We start from the raw sequence: 19,213 nt of genomic DNA, 5'->3' as shown, positions 1-19,213 counted from the left end.
GGATCACCACCTCGCCGTGTTGGGCTCGAACCCGTCGACGTACTCGCGCATGTAGGTCACGTCGTCCCGTTTGGTCAGTCCACATCGGACGTAGTTCTCGTGCAGGCGGGCCAGGGCGTCCTCGTCCAGCTTGACGCCGAGCCCCGGCGTCGTCGGCACCGCCACGGCACCTTCGCGGAACTCCAGCACGCCCGGTTCGATGACGTCCTCGACCTTCCACGGCCAGTGCGTGTCGCAGGCGTAGGTCAGGTGCGGGGTCGCCGCGGCGACCTGGACCATCGCGGCGAGACTGATCCCGAGGTGGCTGTTGGAGTGCATCGACAGGCCGACGCCGAAGCTCTCGCACGTCGTCGAGAGCGACTGCGTCGCGCGCAGGCCGCCCCAGAAGTGGTGGTCCGACAGCAGGACGCCGATCGCGCGCGCCCGGAAGCCCGGGTCGATGTCGCCGAAGTTGACCACGCACATGTTGGTGGCCAGCGGCATCGACGCCGCGGCGGCCACCCGCGCCATGCCCTCGATGCCCGGCGTCGGGTCTTCGAGGTACTCCAGGACGCCGTCCAGTTCGGCGGCGACCCGGATGCCGGTCTCAGGAGTCCACGCGCCGTTCGGGTCGATCCGCAGTGGGTGCCCGGGGAACGCCTCGGCCAGCGCGCGGATCCCGTCGACCTCCTGCGCCGGCTCGAAAACCCCGCCCTTGAGCTTGATCGAGCGGAAGCCGTACTCGTCGATCATCCGCTTCGCCGAGCCCACCAGGGTTTCCGGCGTGGTGATCTCGCCCCAGGTGTCCTCGCGGCCGTCGACGTGCTTGCCGTACTTGTAGAACAGGTACGCGGAGAACTCGACGGCGTCGCGCGCCTTGCCACCGAGCAGGTCGGTGATCGGCCGGCCGAGGTACTGGCCCTGCGCGTCCAGGCACGCGACCTCGAACAGCGAATACACGCTCGCCACGGTCTTGCGGATGGAGAACCCGCCGATCAGCCCGTGCGCGTCGGTCAGCACCGTGTCCGACAACGCCCGCGCGACCAGCCGCTGCAGGCCGGGCAGGTCGAAGACGTCGTGGCCGCGCAGCTGCGGCAGCACCTTGCGCACCTCGCCGAGGAACGCGGAATCGCCGTAGGACTCGCCGAGCCCGACGATCCCGTCCTCGCACTTCACCTGCACGACGCTGCGCAGCGCGAACGGCTCGTGCACGCCCATCACGTTGAGCAGCGGCGGGTCGGCGAACGCGACCGGCGTCAGCACCACATCGAGGATCTTCATCAGCCCAGCGCCTTCAGCGTGACGAAGCCGTCCTCCACGATCTTCTCGAGCCGGTGGACCTGCTCCGGCGTCGGCTCGACCAGCGGCGGCCGGACCGGCCCGACCTTGTCGCCGCGCAGCCGGGCGGCGGCCTTCACCAGCGAGACGGCGAAGCCGGGCGTCTCGTCCCGCAGCGCCACCAGCGGCAGGTAGAACCCGGTCAGCAGCGCGTCCATCACGGCGGTGTCGCCCTCGCCGAGTGCGCGGTGGAAGCGGTGCGCGATCTCCGGCGCGAAGCAGTGCACCGCCGAGGAGTACCGGGCGACGCCGATCGAGGCGTACGCCTTGGCCGAGACCTCCGCGGTCGGCAAGCCGTTGAAGAACAGGAACTTCCGCGACCGTTCGGTGTCCAGCGCGCGGATGGTGGTGACGATCCGGGTCATCACCTCGACGTCGCCGTAGCCGTCCTTGAGGCCCACGACCGAGGGGATGTCGAGCAGCGCCGCCGCGGTCTGCGCGGTGTACACGCCGGTGCCGCGGTGGTAGACGATCACCGGCACCGATGAGTCGCCCACGGCGTAGCGGACGAAGTCGACCAGGCCCGACGGCGGCCCGGTGACCAGGTACGGCGGCAGCAGCAGGACGCCGTCGGCACCCCCGGCCTCGGCGAGGGCGATGCCCGCCCGCGCCGAGGCGGCACCCCCGCCCGCACCCACCCAGACCGGAACGCGGCCCGCGGCGACCTCACGGGTCTTCGCGAGCACAGCGGCGTGCTCGGCCGGCGACAGGGAGCTGAATTCACCCGTGCCGCACGCGACGAACAGGGCGCCGGCGCCCGCCGCGATGTGGCTCTCCACGTTCTCCGCGAGCGCGTCGAGGTTGACCTCGAGGTCCTCGGTGAACGGGGTGAGGGGGAAGGCCAGCAGGCCGTCCAGCGCGATCTCGGTCTGTGCCATCTGTTTTCTGCTCTCCGTTTGTCGGGTGCGGCCGGGGGTGGACCGGCGCCGGTCAAGCGGGCACGGTCGTGCCTTCCTTGGTGCGATCGACGTCGTCGTCGACGTTCACGGTGTCGACGATCTCATCGGCGACCGCGCTGCGCTCGGGCGCGAGCAGTCCGAGACCGACGTACAGGGCCAGCGAAACCAGGATCGGCGTGGCGATCAGCACCGTCTGGTTCGCGTTGAAGACGTAGTAGCAGAGCGCGTAGTCGATCAGGCCGCCCGCCCAGGACACCAGCGCCGCGCGCGGGCCGCACTTGCGGAACCACGGCAGCATGCCCAGCAGCAGCGGGATCGAGATCGGGCCCATCAGCGCGGCGACCCAGTTGACGACGATCTGCAGCACGCCGCCGAGGTTCTGCGCCTGGGTGGCCACCAGCATGGTCAGCGCGACGAAGATCACCGTGGTGATCCGGGCGGCCTTCAGGCCCTGGGTGTCCGTCCACTGCCGGGTGCGGCGGAACATCGCCGGGATCATGTCCCGGGTGATCACCGCGGAGATCGCGTTGGCGTCGGAGGAGACCATCGCCATGGTGTGGGAGAAGATGCCGGCCAGCACCAGGCCGATCAGGCCCGGCGGCAGGAACGTCGTGGTCATGATCGCGTAGGACTGCGTCGGGTCCTTGATGCCGGGGATCAGCAGCGGCGCCGCGAACATCGGGAACATCAGCACCAGCGGCCACAACAGGTACAGCGCGGACGAAAGGCGCGCGCCGCGCTTGGCTTCCTGGGTGTTCGGCGCGGCCATGTACCGCTGCGCCAGGTTCCACATGCCTCCGTTGTACTCCAGCGTCTTCACCAGCACGTAGACGAGCAGGAAGATGGTGGTGTACTTGGACGTCACGGGGTTGACGTGGTTTTCGGGCAGCTTGTCCCACATCGTCCAGAGCGCGGAGATGCCGCCGAGCTTGCCGAGCACGACGACGATCATCACGATCGCCGCGATGGCCTGGATGACGAACTGGCCGAAGTCGGTGAGCGCGTCGGCCCAGAGCCCGCCGATGGTGCAGTAGACGAGGGTGACCGCGCCGGTGATGAGGATGCCGAGGTTGTAGTCCAGCCCGGCGAAGACGTGCAGCAGCGTCGCGACGGCGAACCACTTGGCGGCGATGTCGAAGATCTTCAGCAGGCTGCCGCTCCAGGCCAGCGCCTGCTGCGTCGGCACGTTGTACCGCTTGGCCAGGTACTCCAGCGGCGAGGCGACGCCGAGCTTCGAGCGCAACCGGTTCCAGCGGGCGGCGAACAGCCAGCTGCCGATGCCCACGCCGATGCCGATGCTGGCGAAGCCCCAGAAGTACACGGTGACGCCGCTGGTGTACGCGACGCCCGCGTACGCGACGAAGAGCACGGCGCTGTAGCCGGACATGTGGTGCGAGATCCCGGCCAGCCACCAGGGCATCTTGCCGCCGGCCGTGAAGAAGTCCTTCACGTCGCTGACCCGTTTGTGCGACCACCAGCCGATCACGATCATCAGCGCGAAGTACGCGCAGACCATCGTCCAGTCGAGTGCGTGCACCGCAGGCTCCTTTCCGCGTCCACGATGATGCGGTCTCGAAGGAGATGTTCACATCCATGAACGGAGTCTGTTATAGTGATTATGTTCATCCATAAGAACGTTGTTCGGGACGCTAATATGGCCGGAGTCACAAGTCAACGGCCGGACGGAGGAGCACAAATGCCGCAGAAGGTGGACAACCCGGTAGCGGCCGACGGCGCTCCCGCCGAGTCGTCGGGGGTGAAGTCCGCGCGCCGGGCCGTCGACCTCATCGAGACGTTCGCGGCGAACGACGTCTGGCTGTCGCTGTCCGACCTGCACGCGCGCACGGGCTTTCCGCGCTCGTCGCTGCACGGCCTGCTGCGGACGCTGCTGGAAGCGGGCTGGCTGGAGGCCGACACCAACACCGCCCGCTACCGCCTCGGCGTCCGCGCGCTGATCTGCGGCACGGCGTACCTGGACCGCGACGCCGTCGTCCCGTTCGCGACCGAGGCGCTCGAGCGCATCCGGGAGAAGACCGGTTTCACCGCGCACTTCGCGCGGCGCAACGGCACCGAGGTCGTCTACCTGGAGACGCGCGAGTCGCAGCGCTCCACGCACCTCGTCTCCCGCGTCGGGCGCACGCTGCCCACGCACGCGACCGCGCTGGGCAAGGCACTGCTGGCCGAGCTGACGCAGGAGGAGATCGAGTCGCTGATGCCGGCGACGTTGACGCCGCTGACGCCGAACACGATCACCACGCTCGAGGGCCTGCACGCCGAGTGCGCCGCGACGCGCGAGCGCGGGTACGCGGCCGAGGTCGAGGAGGGCACGCTGGGCGTCCGCTGCGTCGCCGCGGTGATCCCCTACCGGATCCCGGGCACGGACGCGATCAGCTGCTCGATGCCGATCTCCCAGGTGAGCGACGCCGACGCCCGTCGCGTCGGCGAGCTGCTCGCCGAAACCACCGCCGAGCTCGGGCAGCAGCTGCGCCGGGCCGGGATTCGCTGACCGCCGCCCTTATCGAGAGGACCACAATGACGGACCAGCGTGTGCTCATCACCGGGTCGGCGGGTGTCGTCGGCACCCTGATGCGGCCCCGCTTGAAGCGCGACGGCCGGGTGCTGCGCCTGCTCGACCTGGCCCCGCAGACGGCGTCGGACGCCTCCGAAGAGGTCGTGACGGCGTCGGTCACCGACCCGGCAGCGATGGCGTCGGCGTGCGAGGGCGTCGACGCGCTGATCCACCTCGGCGGCCACAGCCGCGAGAACTCGTGGGAAGCGACCCTCGACGTCAACATCAACGGGACGCAGACGGTCCTGGAGGCCGCGCGGGCGGCCGGGATCCCCCGGGTGATCCTGGCGTCGAGCAACCACGCGGTCGGCTTCCGCCGCAACGACTCCGACCTCCCCGCGGACTCGTCCCCGCGCCCGGACACGTACTACGGCGTCTCCAAGGCGGCGATCGAGGCGCTGGGCAGCCTGTACCACTCGCGGTTCGGCATGGACGTGATCGTGATCCGGATCGGCTCGTGCTTCGAGACGCCGTTGCCGCTGGGCCCGCGCGGCCTGACGACGTGGCTCTCGCCGGACGACGGCGCCCGGCTGTTCGAGGCCTGCCTGTCGGCGCCGTCGCCGGGGTACCGGCTGATCTGGGGCGTCTCGGACAACACGCGCCGGATCTACTCGCTGGCCGAGGCGGAGGCGCTGGGCTACAAGTCCCTCGACGACGCGGAGGTGTACGCGGAGCAGCTGGCGTCCAAGCCCGCGCCGACCGGCCCCGCGGCCGAGTACGTCGGCGGCCCGTTCTGCACCGCTCCCCTGGGCGTCTTCAACCCGCTCTGACGGTTGCCGGAAGCCGCGGAGGTACTGGTACCTCCGCGGCTTCCTCGTCTCACCAGGTGAAGCCATGATCCGGAAATCCCGCCGCGCGCGGAAGTGGGTCGTCGTCGTGGCTCGCGTGCTCGTCGTCCTCGCCCGCGCGGTCGCGCTGTTCGAGGTGTCGAAGTCGCGGATCCTCCAGTTCTTCGGCACCCTCGTGAACCGCGTCGAGACCACCGAGCGGGTCGTCGCGCTCACCTTCGACGACGGGCCCGATCCCGCCGGTAACCAGGCGACCCTGGCCACCTTCGCGAGCGTCACGCGACGCAGACGACCCGTTCGTCGTCATGCGGGCCGGTCGTCAGCGCCCGGTGACCGGCACGGTCTTCCGCGACAACTCGGTCCGCTCGAGCAACGCCGAATCCGAAGGTTTCGTCTGCCACGGCGGTCAACGCCAGTTCACCCCCTGACGTACCGCGTCAGCATCGCGACCAGCTCGTTCTCCAGCTTCCGGAGGTCCACCGGTTCGTGGTCGGCGATGAGCTGGTGGACCACGAGTTCGGTCGTGGTGACGCAGAGCCGGGCCGCCGTCTCGGTGTCGGTCACCCGGACCTCGGGGTGGTGGTCGAACAGCTCCTGGACGTAGCCGACCAGGCCCTGCTTCAGCCGCTCGACCTTGTCGAGGAGCTCCTTCGACCGCGGTGCCTGTTCCATGAGCAGCCGCAGCAGCTGCGGGTCGTCGAGGTGGGTCTCGATCGCGCCGCGCACGAAGACGCGGAAGATCTCCTCGATCGGGCCGGGCAGTTCCCCGCGCTGGATCCGTTCGGTGGCGGCGGTGCCGTCGTCGAGGTGGCGGACCAGCAGCTCGGCCAGGATCGAGTCCTTGTTCGGGAAGTACTGGTACAGCGAGCCGATGGAGATCCCGGCCCGCTCGGCGATGCGGTTGGTGGTGCCCGCGGCGTAGCCGTGCTCGGCGAAAACGCGAGCAGCCGCGGTGAGGATCCGCTCCCTGGTCAGCTCGGCACGCACCTGGCGGGGCTGTTTACGTGGCTGGATGCGGCGCTCGCCCGGGCTCACGGCTCCCCCTTCCGCGCGGCTCGAAAGCGAGTAGCGCGAGATCTGAGTATTTGCTCATAATTGTGTCATGACCAGCACAAATACGCTGAGCCACGTCTCGATGGCCGAGGTGCGGTCCCGGCTGGGCGAGCCCGACGCGATGATCGAAGCCAAGATCGCCGGCCGCGTCGACCGGCACGCCCGCCGCTTCATCGCCCACTCGCCGTTCCTGACGCTGGCCACCGCCGACGCCGCCGGCCGAGCCGACTGCTCGCCCCGCGGCGACTACCCCGGGTTCGTCAAGGTCCTCGACGAACGCACCCTCGCGCTGCCCGACCGCACCGGCAACAAGATCGCCGACTCCTTCCGCAACATCGCCGAGAACGACGGCGTCGGCCTGCTGTTCTTCGTCCCCGGCATGCGGGAAACGTTGCGCGTCAACGGAAGCGCGTACGTCACCGACGACCCCGACGTCCTCGCCCGGATGCGCACCGAGGCGAAGGAACCGATGCTGGCCATCGTCGTCCGGGTCGAGCAGGTGTACTTCCACTGCGGGCGCGCGCTGATCCGGTCCCGGCTCTGGGACCCGGCCGGCCAGGCGCTCGCCGCGGAACTGCCGTCGGTGGGCGAGATCGCCGCCGAGCAGATGAACGCCGACCCCGAGCTCTTCGAGCAGATGCTCGAAGAGGGCTACCGGAAGCTGTACTGACCATGCAGAAGACGATCCTCGACCGCGTCGAGCACGTCGCCGACGACGTCGTTTCCCTGGTCCTGCGGGGCGATGAGGGGCCGCTGGCGCCGTGGGAGCCGGGTGCGCACATCGACCTCGCGCTGCCGAACTGGCTGACCCGGCAGTACTCGCTGTGCGGCGACCCGGGTGATCTTTCCGCCTACCGGATCGCGGTGCGGCACGATCCGCTCAGCCGGGGCGGGTCCGAATACGTGCACCTTTACCTGCGCCCGGGCCGGACGCTCGAGGTTTCCTTGCCTCGCAATCACTTCCCGCTCGTTCCTGCGTCCGATTACCTGTTCCTGGCGGGCGGGATCGGGATCACGCCGATCGTGCCGATGGTGCGGGCCGCCGGTGGTCGGGCGACGCTCGTGTACGTCGGTCGTTCCGCTTCGACCATGCCGTTCGCGGCGGAACTCCGTGCCGAGTTCGGTGATCGCGTGCGGTTGTTCTCCCAGGGCCGACCGGATCTCGCGGCGCTGGCGGCGGAATTCTCTTCCGCCGAGGTCTACTGCTGCGGGCCGGCGTCCATGGTGGACGCGGCCGAAGCGCTGTTCCCTCGTGTGCACACCGAACGCTTCCAGCCGACTCGGCGGGTGTTCGGGCCGGACACGCCGTTCGACGTCGTGTGCGCTCGCTCCGGTGACACCATTCGGGTCCCGGCCGATGAATCCCTGCTCGACGCGTTGAGCTACGCCAGGCGGGCGGTGCCTTCGGGGTGTCGCGAAGGCGTTTGCGGTAGTTGTGAGCTTTCGGTGCTGGAGGGCGAGCCGGAGCATCGGGACGACATCGGGGCGCCCGCCGGCCGGATGTACGCCTGCGTGTCGCGTTCGCTGTCCCCTCGGCTCGTGCTGGACGTCTGATGATTCCCAAGGTGCGTCGCCCGAAGGTGCGCCGGATGCTCTCGCTCGAAGTGTTGGCGAACACCGCGCCGAGTCCGTCGTTCCGGACCATCACCCTGGGCGGGGCGGACCTCGCGGACCTCGAGCCGGCGGGCGATGATCAGGCTGTGCGGCTGTTCTTTCCCCGGGTGGGCCAGGAGCGGCTGCGGATGCCCACGTTGGACAACGAGGGCTGGATGGCCGAGGTGCTCCTGATGCCGAAGAGCCGTCGGCCCTGGGTGCGGAACTACACGATTCGGCGCTCTCGGGATGGGGAGATCGACATCGAGTTCGCCCTGCACGACGGGGATGCTCCGGCGGCTTCCTGGGCTCGGCGGGCGCGGGCGGGTGATCGGGCCGGGGTGTTCGACCTCGGGGTCGGTTATCTGCCGCCGGTGGGGGTGCCTTGGCAGTTGCTGGTCGGGGACGAGAGCGCTTTGCCCGCGGTTCTGGCGATCCTCGAGAACGCTCCTTCCGATCTGGTGGCGGAGGTGTTCTTGGAAGTGCCTTCGGCGGGCGATGTCCGGGTCGTTGAGGTGCCGGTGGGGGTGCGGGTGCACTGGCTGCCTCGTGCTCGGGCGGATGCGCGGCCGGGTGAGCTGGCTTTGGCGGCGTTGGTCGCCGCGGATCTTCCGTCCGGACCGGCTTACGCGTGGGTTGCCGGGGAGGCCGCGCTGGCTACCGGGGCGCGGCGGCACCTGGTGCGGGATCGTGGGTGGGGGAAGGCGGATATCGCGTTCTTGGGCTACTGGCGCTACGGGCGGGCGGCTCCGGGATGAGTTCCTGGGGTTGAAAGATCGTCCTCGCCGGACTGGCAGGCTCTGGGATGACCTTCGGGTCGCTGGGTGGTCATCCAGCTCAGGTTCCGCGGGGGTCGGGCCAGGGGTTTCGGCGGGTAGCATCGTGGGGGCCTCGATGGTGAGGAGATGGCGTGGGTGAACTCGGGCTGGGTGACACCAATGGCATCCTTGCGCTGCCCTGGGTTCGGCCCGATCGGACCAGTGCGGGGCTCGGGTGGGATCGCGTCTACGTCTCCCGGCAGCGCGAGCGCCCCTATCGGGCCGAGTTCGGGGCTGCGCGCAGTCATCAGCTGATCTTGCACCTCGACGGGCCGGTGACCGTTCGCCGTGGTGTCGGCACGCCGCGTGAGCAGAGTCGGCGGATGCCCGTCGGTGGGCTCTTCCTGCAGCCGTCGCACGCGGAACTGTCCGTCGAACTGGGCGGTGAGCTCGACACCGTGCACGTCTACCTGGCCGATGACGCCGTTCAGGAAGCTGCCGGGGGTTCCGCTCCGGTCCGGCTCGCCGAGGAGCTCGGGAGTACCGATCCGCTGCTCGAACAGCTGGTGCTGAGCCTCGATGGCGTCGTCCGGGACTGGGAGCCGTCCGCTCGGACGTACGCCGACCAGCTGGGTGCGCTCGTCGCGGCGCAGCTGGTTCGCCGGCACGGTGCCGGGCGCGCGCCCGAGCCGGTCGGTACCGGTCTCTCGGACCGCCAGTTCGCCACGGTTCGCGACTTCATGGCGGACCGGCTGGCTTCGCCGGTCCCGTTGACCGAGCTGGCGGCGCTCGCGGGGCTGAGCGTCAGCCAGTTCTCGCGGCGCTTCAAAGCTCGCACGGGCCTGCCCCCGCACCGCTTCCTGCTGCGGCTGCGGGTGGAGCAGGCGGGGTTGCTGCTGCGCACGGGCGACGCGCCGATCGCGGAGATCGCCGTCCGCTGCGGGTTTTCGCACCAGGAGCACCTGACCCGGGTGCTGCGTGCCCAGCTGGGCACGACGCCGGCGGCCCTGCGCCGGGCGGGCTGACACACACGCGCGTTTCGTGCCGGCCGGCAGCACGAACGTGCAGGACCGCCGCCCTCCGGACGCCTGATACTCGCCGCATGACCTCGTTCAGCTACGCCGCGAACCCCGTTCGGGTGGTCTTCGGCTCGCTCGACAGCCTCGGTGCTGAAGCCGACCGGCTCGGGCTCACCCGCGTCCTGCTGATCGGCCGGCCCCGGCACGGGGACCGGGCCGCCGAGGCACTCGGCTCCCGGCTGGCCGCGCGGTTCGGAGAGCCCGCCATGCACACGCCCGTCGACGTCACCGAACGTGCGCTCGAGGTCGTCGCCGAGCACTCTGTCGACGGGGTTGTCGCGATCGGGGGAGGCTCTGCCACCGGGCTGGCCAAGGCCATCGCCCTCCACACCGATCTGCCGCAGCTCATCGTGCCCACGACCTACGCCGGCTCCGAACTCACCTCCGTGCTGGGGCAGACCGCCGACGGGCGCAAGACCACGCAAAAGACCCCCGCGGTCCGGCCCGAAACCGTCCTCTACGACGTGCGGCTCACCCTCGGACTCCCGGTGCGCGTCTCCGCGGCCAGTGGTCTCAACGCGCTCGCCCACGCCGTCGAGGCCCGCTACGCCCCCGACGCCAACCCCATGACCGACCTGGTCGCCGCGGAAGCCGTCAGGCTGCTCACCAGCGCCTTGCCGCGGATCGCCGAAGAACCGTCCGATGTGGACGCCCGTGCCGACGCCCTCCGCGGTGCCTGGCTCGCCGGTACCTGCCTCGACTCGGTGAAAATGGGACTGCACCACCGGCTCTGCCACCACCTCGGGGGCAAGTTCGGCCTGCCGCACGCCGAGACCCACGCCGTCCTGCTCCCCCACGTCATGGCACACCTGGGGCTCGAGGACGCGGACGACGTCTTCGAACTCGCCGCGAGACTCCCCGTCCCGCACTCCCTGGCCGAACTGGGGCTCACCGAAGCGGACATCGAGGACGAGCCCGAAGCGGACCTCCTCCGCCAGGCCGTACACGGCACCCGCCCGGCCGCGCGCCCGAGTCTCAAGGCGCTCACCAAGCAGGTCGTCGACAGCTTCGCCGACGCCCCGGACCGCGTGCGCGTCCTCCTCACCGACCTCGTCGAAACCCTGCACGGCTACGCCATCCGCACCGATCTCACACAGAATGAGTGGGAGTACGCGATCGGCTTCCTGACCCGCGCCGGGCACATCACCACCGACACGCGGCAGGAGTTCATCCTGCTGTCGGACACCCTCGGCGTCTCCAGCGTCGTCGACGTCCTGACCAACTCGCGCACACCTGACACGACGCCGTCCGCCGTGCTCGGGCCGTTCTACGTCGAAGGGCCGCCCGAAACCCCGCAGGGTGCCGACATCGCGGCCGGGTTGCCGGGGACTCCCCTGTGGACCGACGTCCGGGTCACCGACACCGAAGACGATCCGGTGGCGGACGCGGTCGTGGACGTCTGGCAGTCCAATGAGGACGGCTTCTACGACGTCCAGTTACCCGATGTGGACGGTCCGGTGCTGCGGGCCCGCTTCCGCACCGACGCCGGCGGGCGGCTGCGCTTCCGGACCATCGTGCCCAGCGCGTACCCGATTCCCGCCGACGGGCCGGTCGGCGAGATGCTCGACGCCGTCGGGCGGCACCCCTACCGTGCGCCGCACGTGCACTTCATGATCGCCAAGCCCGGGTACCGGACGCTGATCACCCAGCTGTTCGTCGCCGGCGGCGACTACCTCGACTCCGACACCGTGTTCGGCGTCAAGGAGGGCCTGATCGTCGACTTCGCCGAGCAGCGGCTCGAATTCACCTTCCGGATCTCGGGGAGCACCGAATGACCTACGACACCGACGTCATCGTGGTCGGCAGCGGCCCGGCCGGCGGCTCCGCGGCCCTGCTGCTCGCCACCTACGGCGTGCCCACCGTGCTCGCCACCAAGTACGGGTGGACGGCGAACACGCCCCGCGCGCACATCACCAACCAGCGCACCATGGAGGTGCTGCGCGACCTCGGGATCGAGGACAAGGCCCTCGCCGTCGGCACGCCGCCGGAGCTGATGGGCGACACCGTGCTCTGCACGTCGCTGACCGGGCCGGAGATCGGCCGGATCGCCAGCTGGGGCACCGGCGACCGGTCGGCGGCCGAGTACACCGCGGCCAGCCCGTGCCACATGATCGACCTGCCGCAGACCTACCTCGAGCCGATCCTGGCGAGCGAAGCCGCCGCGCGCGGCGCGAAACTGCGGCTGGACACCGAATTCCTCGACTTCACGCAGGACGACGACGGCGTCACGGCCCGGTTCCACGACCGCGTGCGCGGCGACGACTTCACCTTGCGCGCCAAGTACCTCATCGGCGCGGACGGCGCCCGTAGCCGCGTGGCCGAACAAGCCGGCCTGCCGATCGCCGGGCAGACCGGCAAAGCGGGCAGCATGAACATCACGTTCACCGCCGACCTCGCGCCGTACGTGGCCCACCGCCCCAGCGTCCTGTACTGGGTGATGCGGCCGGGCGCGCACCTCGGCGGGATCGGGATGGGCCTGGTCCGGATGGTCCGGCCCTGGAACGAGTGGCTGCTCACGTGGGGCTACGACATCGAGCAGGCCCCGCCGGAGGTCGACGTCGAAGAGGCGACGCGGCTGGTGCGCGACCTGGTCGGCGACCCCGGACTGGCCGTCGAGATCACCTCGACGTCACTGTGGACGGTCAACCACAACTACGCCACCGAGTACCGCAACGGCCGGGTGTTCTGCGCCGGGGACGCCGTGCACCGGCACCCGCCGTCGAACGGGCTGGGCTCCAACACGTCCGTTCAGGACTCCTACAACCTGGCCTGGAAGCTCGCGATGGTCCTGCGCGGCGAGGCGGGCGAAGGACTGCTCGACAGCTACAGCGCCGAACGCGCGCCGGTGGGCAAGCAGATCGTCGACCGGGCGAACCTCAGCCGCGACCAGTTCGGGCCGATCTTCGCCGCGCTCGGCATCGACGGCGACACCGACGCCGACGGCATCACCGCCGGGCTCGAGACCTGCCTCGCGCCGACCGCCGACGGCGCGCGCAAACGTCGTGAGCTGGAGCGGGCCATCGAGCTGAAGCACTACGAGTTCAACGCCCACGGCGTCGAGCTGGACCAGCGGTACCGCTCCGGTGCGGTGCTGCCCGACGGCACCACCGCCGAGCCGGACCGCGATCCCGAGCTGTTCCACCGGCCGAGCACCGAGCCCGGCGCGAAGCTGCCGCACGCATGGCTGGTCGGGCCGCACGGCCGCCGCGTGTCCACTTTGGACATCGTGGCCGGCGGCCGGTGGACGGTCCTGACCGGGCTGACCGGCACGCCGTGGCGCGACGCGGCCGCCAAGGTGGGTGCCGAGCTGAGCCTCGACCTGCGCGCCGTCCGGATCGGCGACCCCGGGGCCCGCGACGCCTACGGCGACTGGTCCCGGCTGAGCGGCATCGACGAGGACGGCTGCCTGCTGGTCCGCCCGGACGGCTACGTCGCCTGGCGCCACGCCACCGCGGCCCCCGAAGCCGCTAAGGCCCTGCTCAGCGCGTTGCGGACGGTCCTCGACCGGCCGTGATCACGGCGTGGTGGTGACCCCGGTGAACGTCACCGGGGTCTTCGGGGGCCCGCTGCCGTCGCCGATGCCCGGCTTCGACGCGTCGATGCCGCCGCGGGCGACCTGGTCCAGGACGGCGAGGCCGGCGTCGTCGATGCTGCCGAACACCGTGTACTCCGGCGGGATCTGCGTCTCGCCGAAGACCAGGAAGAACTGCGAACCGCCGGTGTCGGGCTGGCTCGTCTTCGCCATGGCCAGGATCCCGCGGCCGTAGGTCAGCTGGGGGAACACCTCGTCGCGGATCGTGTAGCCCGGGCCGCCGGTCCCGTCCCCGACCGGGTCGCCGCACTGCAGCATCTGCAGCCCGTCCGTCACCGAGAGCCGGTGGCACGACGTGCCGTCGTAGAAGCCCTGCTTGGCCAGGCTCAGGAAGTTGACCACGGTGCACGGCGCCAGCGCGCGGTCCAGCGTCAGCCCGATGGTCCCCGCGCTCGTCGCGAGCCGCACCCCGGCCGTCCCGGACGACGGCGCCGGGCCGTCCGGCGGCAGCGCGACCTTCTTCGGTGCCGGCGCGCCGGGGTCCGGGGTGAACGCGCAGGTCACCGGGTCGGCCAGCGGTTTCGTCCGCTTCGGCAGCGCGGCCCGGCCGCCCGGGATCGAGACCGGCGAGCTGACCGCGGCCGGCGGCGCGGACGACGACGATGCCGTCGACGCCGCCGCGGTGAAGAAGCCGCCGCCGGCCTGACCGTCCGGTTTGCGCAGGAAGCCCGGATAGCCCCAGGCCAGGAAGGCCAGCACCATCACGACGACGACCACGGCCGAGCCGGTGACCAGCGCGATCGCCGTCGTCGAAGTCCGCTTCGGCGGCACTGGCGGCTGCCACTGCCCGTACGGCTGGGGCCGCTCCCCCGGCTCGCTCATGAAGGCTCCCCTCGTCGAGAGCCCCATTCTGCCGCTACCGCCCGCTCCCCGGGTGAGAACGCGGGATCACGGCAGGCCCCACGGCGAACTCGGGCCGCTCGGCGTGACCGGCCGGACACCGAAGTCCGGCTGGTCACCCTTCCGGTGCACGAAGGCGTCCTCGCCGCGCCCGAGTTCGACCTGGACGTCCCCGGTGGCCAGCCGCCGCCACCGGCGGGCCCGGCCACGCGCGTCCGTGACCGCGAGTTCGCCCTCGATGCCCGGCCGCAGCACGCACGGCGCCCCGGCCTCGCTGTGCACCTTCAGCCAGCGCGTCTTGCCGCCCGCCCGGGACGCGCTGAGCAGGAACGCGCCCTCGGTGCGGAAGTCCCGCAGCGCGATGTCGCCCCACGCCGACGGGACCGCGGGGAACAACCGGAGCACGCCGCCCCAGCTCTGCACCAGCATGTCCTGGAGGGATTTCGCCGCCGAGAGCGGCGTCTCGATGACCGGCCCGGACTCCTTGTACATCGTGTTCGGCTGGATGTAGCGCCGCTGCAGCTCGCCGAGGTAGAACGCGGCCTGGTCGCCGCGCAGCATCTGCGCCGAGATCGACGCGGCCCCGGTGAACGTGTAGCCCTGCAGCGCGCCTTCGAAGCCGACCCAGTGGTTCAGCGACGTCTCGATGATCTGCCGGTGCTCCGGCTGCTCCCAGGTGACGTCGTGGAGCGGGTAGATCTGCAGCAGGTGCGAGTAGTGGCGGTGCGACTTCGCGAACGGCACCCCGGCGCCGATCATGTAGCCGTTCGCGTCGGCCGGGTAGCCGACCAGGTTCGCGAGGACGTCCCGCCACTTCGGCGCGAGCGGATCGCCGGGCGCGGCCTGCAGGAGTGTCTTGCAGCCCCAGCGGATCAGCGAAAGGTCGTAGGTGCAGTCCGGGGCGTTGACGCCGTACTCGGGCGAGAACGTCGGCGGCAGGTGCAGCTTGCCGTCCGGGCCCGGGGCGAGAAAGTGCAGGTAGTAATTGATCGCCTTGCGCAGCAACGGGACCAGCGTGCCGGCCAGGAGCTTCCGGTCCATCGTGTGCCGGTAGGACAGCCAGACGTTGTGCAGCGCCCAGGTCAGGTTGCCGACCTCGGGCGTCGGTGTGTCCTGCCCCGGGATGCCGACCGGGAACCCGCTGGTGGCATGGGAAACGCCGTTGAGCAAGGTCATGTCGGTCGTCCGCGGGATGCCGGCGGAGTCGGCCTGGTACGGCGACGCGACCTGGCTGGTGAGGTTCGCCCGGTACTTGTCCAGCGCATAGCTGACAGCGTCCAGTTCCAGGTGGTTGGAGCCGTGGATCAGCCAGTATTCGAGCTGCACGTTGAGGTTCCACCAGGTCGCCGGCCACGGCGTGTTCTCCAGCCACGGCCCGGACGTCGCCATCACCGGCGCCTCCCGCCGGGCCGCCGACGCGATCTTGTACAACTGGATCCAGTAGAAGCTCTGCAGCCGGGTGTCCGGAACGGACACGAAACTGCCGCGGTAGTAGTCGTGCCACCAGCGCCGGTGGTCCCGGGTCAGCTCGGGGAACGCGGGCGCGCGGCGGACCGTGCCGAGCGCTCGCGCCACCGACGTCTTTTCCGGGTGCGACCAAGCGACCGACGTGTACAGCGTGCGCGTGCCGCCGCGCGGCACCTCCCGCCAGGCCGTCACGTGCTCGCCGTCGGCCAGCAGCGGCTGGACGGCCAGCCGGGCGTCGCCGCTGGTCGTCAGGTTCACCGGCGGGTTCGCGGTGTAGCCGTCCGGCGGCGGCTTGTTCCACACCGGATCGGCGCGCGGGCTGACCGCCACCGCCGGGTGGAACACCCACTCGAAGCCGCGTTCGCCTTCGCTGGGCCGGACCTCGATCGCGAGCAGTGACTGTCCGGTGTGGACGATCGCGCGCAGGCTGAGGCTCCCGGCCGACGTCGTGATCGTGCCGGCCAGTTCGGCGTTCCACAGGTCCAGCCGCCAGTCGAGCGCGGTGATCGCGCCGACCGGCTCCAGGGTGAAGTACCCGACCGGCAGCCGGGCCAGGCCGAACAGCGAGCCGAACTCCGGCCGGTGGTCCTGCACCTGGCTGTGCTGGACGGTGAACCGGAGCGCGTTCTGCCCCGGCTCGGCGTAGACACCCGAGCCGAGGAACCCGTTGCCCAGGAACGGGCCCTCGTACCAGGTCTTCGGCAGGCGCCGCCAGCGCAGGTCCGCGGTGGCCAGGAACTCCGCCCAGCCGAAGTCGTCGCTGCCCGGTGCCGCCGCCGCGGCCGCGGGCGTCAAGCCGGCGGCGGCCAGCCCGGCGAGCGCGCCGCCGAGCACGGTTCTGCGGGTGATGTCCATTCCGGCCTCCTCGTCGAAGCGGGGTGTCAGTCCGGCAGGCCCCACGCGGGTGCCGCACCGAGCGCGGGAACGTCTCGCGGCGCGAAGTCCGGCCGCGTGCCCCGGGGTGCGACGACGGCGGTGCCGCCGCGCCGCAGCCCGATCGAGATCCGGCCCGGGCCGGTGGCGCGCCACGGCAGGTGCCGGCCGTGCTCGTCGCGGACGTCGACGTCCCCGGCGATGCCGTGCTGGAGGACCAGGGGTTCCCCGGCTTCACTGCGCACGCGGACGAACTCCGTGGTGCCCGCGCGGCGGGAGGCGTCCACGAGGAACGCGCCTTCCGCGCGCAGGCCCGAAATCGAGGCGTCCCGCCAGGCCGCCGACACCGACGGGAAGACCTTGAGCACGTCACCGGATCCTTGCAGCACCATGTCCACCAGGGACTGCGCGGCCGTGATCGGGCTTTCGACGGCGAAGTTCGAACCTTCGCGGTACATCGTGTTCGCGGTCAGCTCGGTGTCCGCGACGACGTTCCGGTCGAGGAAGAACTTCAAGTACCGCAACGCTTCTTCGGGTGCGTCCATCACGGACTTCATCGAAGACGCGGACGCGTAGCTGTAGCCGTGCCAGGCGGACTGGTCAGCGACCCAGTGGTCGAAGGTGCGGGTCATGAGGTCGCGGTCGGCGGGGTTGTCCCAGACCTTCTCCCGCAACGGGTACAGCCACAGCAGGTGGGAGAAGTGCCGGTGCGACGCGGCCAGCGGGACGCCGTCGCCGATCAGCACGCCGTTCGCGGGATCTTCGTGGTACGGCACGAGCTTCGCGCCGATCTCCTGCCAGGCCGGCACGCGCGGCTCGTTCAGGCGCAGGATCCGGGCCGTGTCGACGAGGGTGCGGGCGGCCCACCGGATCAGCGACAGGTCGTAGGTGCAGTCGGGGGCGTCGGCGTACTCCGGCGACCGGGTCAGCGGCAGGTGCAGGAAGCCGTCCGGGCCGGTGACCAGGAAGTGGCGGTAGAAGTTCAGCGCCTTCGCCAGCGTCGGGTACAGGACGTCGCGCAGCACGCTCCGGTCCATGTGGTGACGGTAGGCCAGCCAGACGTTGTGCAGTCCCCACAACAGGTTGCCGGTCTGGTCGGTCTTGGACGTCGTCCCGGGGACGCCGACCGAGCGCGTGCCGCCGGGGCGCAGCCGCCAGTCCCCCGGGTGCGAAAGCGCGTAGGTTTCGCCGTCGCGGTACGCGGGGGGCACGGACGCCTCGAGGTTGGCGTGGTCACGCCGGAAGGTTTCGGTGACGGCGTCGAGTTCGGGGTGGTTGCTGCTGTTGACGATCGGGTACGTGACCTGGACGTTGAGGTTCCACCAGACCGCGGTCCAGCTGTTGCCGACCTCGGGGAACCACGGGCCCCACTCCGAGACGACGGGGCCGTCCGCGCGGGTGGCGGCCGCGATCTTGTACAGCTGGATCCAGTAGAACCGCTGCACCTGCTTGTCCGGCACCGAAACGAAGCTGCGCCGGTGGTAGTCGTTCCACCAGCGGCGGTGGCGCGCGAGCAGGAAGTCCGGGTTCAGGGCAAGCGCTTTCCGGACGCTGTCGAGCGCGGTCGCGGTGTGGTTGGTGCCGGGGAAGCTGTAGGCGACGGTCGCGGCGAGGAGCCGGCGGGCCCCGATCGCGCGTTCCCGCCACGCCGTCGTGTACCCGCCCCCGGCGAGCATCGGCTGCGCGCAGTACCCGTTCGCGACCTCGGGCGCGGGGTTCGCGACGTACTCGGGCGGCTTGCGGACGGTTCGCGTCGTCGCGGACTCCAGCGGCTGGAACGCCCACGCCGCACCGGCTTCGCCCGCGCTCGGCGTCATCGAGACGAGCAGCACGCCGAGGTCGTTGTGCACGACGGCGGAGAAGGCGATCGAGCCCTGCGTCGTGGTGATGGTGCCGCCCAGCTCGGCGTTGTAGAGGTCGAGCGTCCAGTCGACGGCGGTGATCGCGCCGGCGAAGGTGAGCGTGAGGTAGCCGATCGGCAGCCGGGACAGGCCGATGCCGGCCTCCCACTGGATGCGCTGGTCCTGCACCTGGGTGTGGCTCAGCATCACCTTGAGCACCTGCGGTGCCTGGCCGGCGTAGACCTGCGCGCCGAGGTAGCCGTTGGCCAGGAACGGGCCTTCCTGCCAGTTCTTCGGCAGCCGCTTCCAGACCATGCGCGCATCGGCGGCGACCTCGCGGTGCGGGTTCGCGGCGGCCACCGCGGGCGGCGCGGCCCGGGCCCACAGACCACCGAAGGCCGCGGCCCCGGCCGCGACCGAGGCAGCACGGAGCACCGTCCGCCGGGACACTGAGTCCATGAAGCATCCTCCGAATTCATACTACGTTTCGGCGAGTTCAAGCGGCGGCGTCCGGTCATACTTGCAGAAGGACACCCAAAACGCC

At 70.6% G+C, this 19,213-nt stretch carries 16 protein-coding genes; 8 read left to right on the top strand and 8 right to left on the bottom strand.

Going from position 1 to position 19,213, the window contains the following annotated elements; translation table 11 throughout:
- Window positions 1-3 precede the first annotated feature (3 nt).
- Genes MUY14_RS06005 through MUY14_RS05995 form a run of 3 tightly spaced genes read right to left on the bottom strand, consistent with a single transcriptional unit; the run spans window position 4 to window position 3,753 of the window.
- Window positions 4-1,260, bottom strand: a complete 1,257-nt coding sequence (locus MUY14_RS06005; protein ID WP_247021634.1) for a glucarate dehydratase family protein — start codon at window positions 1,258-1,260, stop codon at window positions 4-6.
- A complete protein-coding gene (locus MUY14_RS06000; protein ID WP_247021632.1) occupies window positions 1,260-2,195 on the bottom strand; it encodes a 5-dehydro-4-deoxyglucarate dehydratase in 936 nt (311 codons plus the stop codon). The genes MUY14_RS06005 and MUY14_RS06000 overlap by 1 nt, the downstream gene beginning before the upstream one ends.
- 52 nt (window positions 2,196-2,247) lie before the next feature.
- A complete protein-coding gene (locus MUY14_RS05995) occupies window positions 2,248-3,753 on the bottom strand; it encodes a sodium:solute symporter family protein (RefSeq protein ID WP_247021630.1) in 1,506 nt (501 codons plus the stop codon).
- Between the two features lie 159 nt (window positions 3,754-3,912).
- Here MUY14_RS05995 and MUY14_RS05990 point away from each other — a divergent pair, with 159 nt between their 5' ends.
- Both MUY14_RS05990 and MUY14_RS05985 read left to right on the top strand, forming a co-directional pair.
- Window positions 3,913-4,722 (top strand): IclR family transcriptional regulator, encoded by an 810-nt coding sequence (locus MUY14_RS05990; RefSeq protein ID WP_247021628.1) that lies wholly within the window; start codon window positions 3,913-3,915, stop codon window positions 4,720-4,722.
- A gap of 26 nt (window positions 4,723-4,748) precedes the next feature.
- Window positions 4,749-5,555, top strand: a complete 807-nt coding sequence (locus MUY14_RS05985; RefSeq protein WP_247021626.1) for an NAD(P)-dependent oxidoreductase — start codon at window positions 4,749-4,751, stop codon at window positions 5,553-5,555.
- Window positions 5,556-5,604: 49 nt separating this feature from the next.
- On the opposite strand, the gene MUY14_RS05980 is transcribed toward MUY14_RS05985, so the two are convergent.
- Both MUY14_RS05980 and MUY14_RS05975 read right to left on the bottom strand, forming a co-directional pair.
- Window positions 5,605-5,880, bottom strand: coding sequence for a hypothetical protein (locus MUY14_RS05980; protein ID WP_247021624.1), 276 nt, complete (start codon window positions 5,878-5,880; stop codon window positions 5,605-5,607).
- Window positions 5,881-5,990: 110 nt separating this feature from the next.
- Entirely contained in the window at window positions 5,991-6,608 is a 618-nt protein-coding gene (locus MUY14_RS05975) for a TetR/AcrR family transcriptional regulator (protein WP_247021622.1), read from the bottom strand.
- A gap of 67 nt (window positions 6,609-6,675) precedes the next feature.
- On the opposite strand from MUY14_RS05975, the gene MUY14_RS05970 reads away from it, so the two are divergent.
- The 6 genes from MUY14_RS05970 (at window position 6,676) to MUY14_RS05945 (ending at window position 13,570) form a co-directional block, all read left to right on the top strand.
- Entirely contained in the window at window positions 6,676-7,296 is a 621-nt protein-coding gene (locus tag MUY14_RS05970; protein WP_247021620.1) for an MSMEG_1061 family FMN-dependent PPOX-type flavoprotein, read from the top strand.
- 2 nt (window positions 7,297-7,298) lie between these two features.
- Complete coding sequence (locus MUY14_RS05965; RefSeq protein WP_247021617.1) at window positions 7,299-8,180, top strand: PDR/VanB family oxidoreductase; 882 nt, start codon at window positions 7,299-7,301, stop codon at window positions 8,178-8,180.
- Window positions 8,181-8,215: 35 nt separating this feature from the next.
- Window positions 8,216-8,977, top strand: a complete 762-nt coding sequence (locus MUY14_RS05960; protein WP_247021615.1) for a siderophore-interacting protein — start codon at window positions 8,216-8,218, stop codon at window positions 8,975-8,977.
- Window positions 8,978-9,360: 383 nt separating this feature from the next.
- Window positions 9,361-10,002, top strand: coding sequence for a helix-turn-helix domain-containing protein (locus MUY14_RS05955; protein ID WP_247021613.1), 642 nt, complete (start codon window positions 9,361-9,363; stop codon window positions 10,000-10,002).
- A 77-nt stretch (window positions 10,003-10,079) separates the two neighbouring features.
- The gene (locus MUY14_RS05950) at window positions 10,080-11,831 is read left to right on the top strand and encodes a maleylacetate reductase and hydroxyquinol 1,2-dioxygenase domain-containing protein (RefSeq protein ID WP_247021612.1); all 1,752 of its coding nucleotides are present in this window, start codon (window positions 10,080-10,082) and stop codon (window positions 11,829-11,831) included.
- Window positions 11,828-13,570 (top strand): FAD-dependent monooxygenase, encoded by a 1,743-nt coding sequence (locus MUY14_RS05945; protein WP_247021610.1) that lies wholly within the window; start codon window positions 11,828-11,830, stop codon window positions 13,568-13,570. Before MUY14_RS05950 ends, MUY14_RS05945 begins: the two co-directional genes overlap by 4 nt.
- On the opposite strand, the gene MUY14_RS05940 is transcribed toward MUY14_RS05945, so the two are convergent.
- The 3 genes from MUY14_RS05940 to MUY14_RS05930 all read right to left on the bottom strand — a co-directional run bounded on the left by MUY14_RS05940 (window position 13,571) and on the right by MUY14_RS05930 (window position 19,128).
- A complete protein-coding gene (locus tag MUY14_RS05940) occupies window positions 13,571-14,470 on the bottom strand; it encodes a peptidylprolyl isomerase (protein WP_247021608.1) in 900 nt (299 codons plus the stop codon).
- Window positions 14,471-14,536: 66 nt separating this feature from the next.
- Entirely contained in the window at window positions 14,537-16,810 is a 2,274-nt protein-coding gene (locus tag MUY14_RS05935) for a glycosyl hydrolase family 95 catalytic domain-containing protein (RefSeq protein WP_247021606.1), read from the bottom strand.
- A 26-nt stretch (window positions 16,811-16,836) separates the two neighbouring features.
- Complete coding sequence (locus MUY14_RS05930) at window positions 16,837-19,128, bottom strand: glycosyl hydrolase family 95 catalytic domain-containing protein (RefSeq protein WP_247021604.1); 2,292 nt, start codon at window positions 19,126-19,128, stop codon at window positions 16,837-16,839.
- Between the last annotated feature and the right edge of the window lie 85 nt (window positions 19,129-19,213).

This window comes from Amycolatopsis sp. FBCC-B4732 (assembly GCF_023008405.1).
In the GTDB taxonomy this organism is placed as follows: Bacteria; Actinomycetota; Actinomycetes; order Mycobacteriales; family Pseudonocardiaceae; genus Amycolatopsis; species Amycolatopsis pretoriensis_A.
Note: the sequence above shows the minus strand (reverse complement) of the source record. Positions and strands in the feature narration are given on the sequence as shown.

Excerpts from the sequence above, each read along its gene's own strand:
- MUY14_RS05985 (WP_247021626.1), top strand. The coding sequence starts at position 4,749 with ATGACGGACCAGCGTGTGCTCATCACCGGGTCGGCGGGTGTCGTCGGC.
- MUY14_RS05980 (WP_247021624.1), bottom strand. The coding sequence starts at position 5,880 with ATGACGACGAACGGGTCGTCTGCGTCGCGTGACGCTCGCGAAGGTGGC.
- MUY14_RS05965 (WP_247021617.1), top strand. The coding sequence starts at position 7,299 with ATGCAGAAGACGATCCTCGACCGCGTCGAGCACGTCGCCGACGACGTC.
- MUY14_RS05970 (WP_247021620.1), top strand. The coding sequence starts at position 6,676 with ATGACCAGCACAAATACGCTGAGCCACGTCTCGATGGCCGAGGTGCGG.
- MUY14_RS05945 (WP_247021610.1), top strand. The coding sequence starts at position 11,828 with ATGACCTACGACACCGACGTCATCGTGGTCGGCAGCGGCCCGGCCGGC.
- MUY14_RS05990 (WP_247021628.1), top strand. The coding sequence starts at position 3,913 with ATGCCGCAGAAGGTGGACAACCCGGTAGCGGCCGACGGCGCTCCCGCC.
- MUY14_RS05950 (WP_247021612.1), top strand. The coding sequence starts at position 10,080 with ATGACCTCGTTCAGCTACGCCGCGAACCCCGTTCGGGTGGTCTTCGGC.
- MUY14_RS05960 (WP_247021615.1), top strand. The coding sequence starts at position 8,216 with ATGCTCTCGCTCGAAGTGTTGGCGAACACCGCGCCGAGTCCGTCGTTC.
- MUY14_RS06000 (WP_247021632.1), bottom strand. The coding sequence starts at position 2,195 with ATGGCACAGACCGAGATCGCGCTGGACGGCCTGCTGGCCTTCCCCCTC.
- MUY14_RS05935 (WP_247021606.1), bottom strand. The coding sequence starts at position 16,810 with ATGGACATCACCCGCAGAACCGTGCTCGGCGGCGCGCTCGCCGGGCTG.
- MUY14_RS06005 (WP_247021634.1), bottom strand. The coding sequence starts at position 1,260 with ATGAAGATCCTCGATGTGGTGCTGACGCCGGTCGCGTTCGCCGACCCG.
- MUY14_RS05930 (WP_247021604.1), bottom strand. The coding sequence starts at position 19,128 with ATGGACTCAGTGTCCCGGCGGACGGTGCTCCGTGCTGCCTCGGTCGCG.
- MUY14_RS05940 (WP_247021608.1), bottom strand. The coding sequence starts at position 14,470 with ATGAGCGAGCCGGGGGAGCGGCCCCAGCCGTACGGGCAGTGGCAGCCG.
- MUY14_RS05955 (WP_247021613.1), top strand. The coding sequence starts at position 9,361 with ATGCCCGTCGGTGGGCTCTTCCTGCAGCCGTCGCACGCGGAACTGTCC.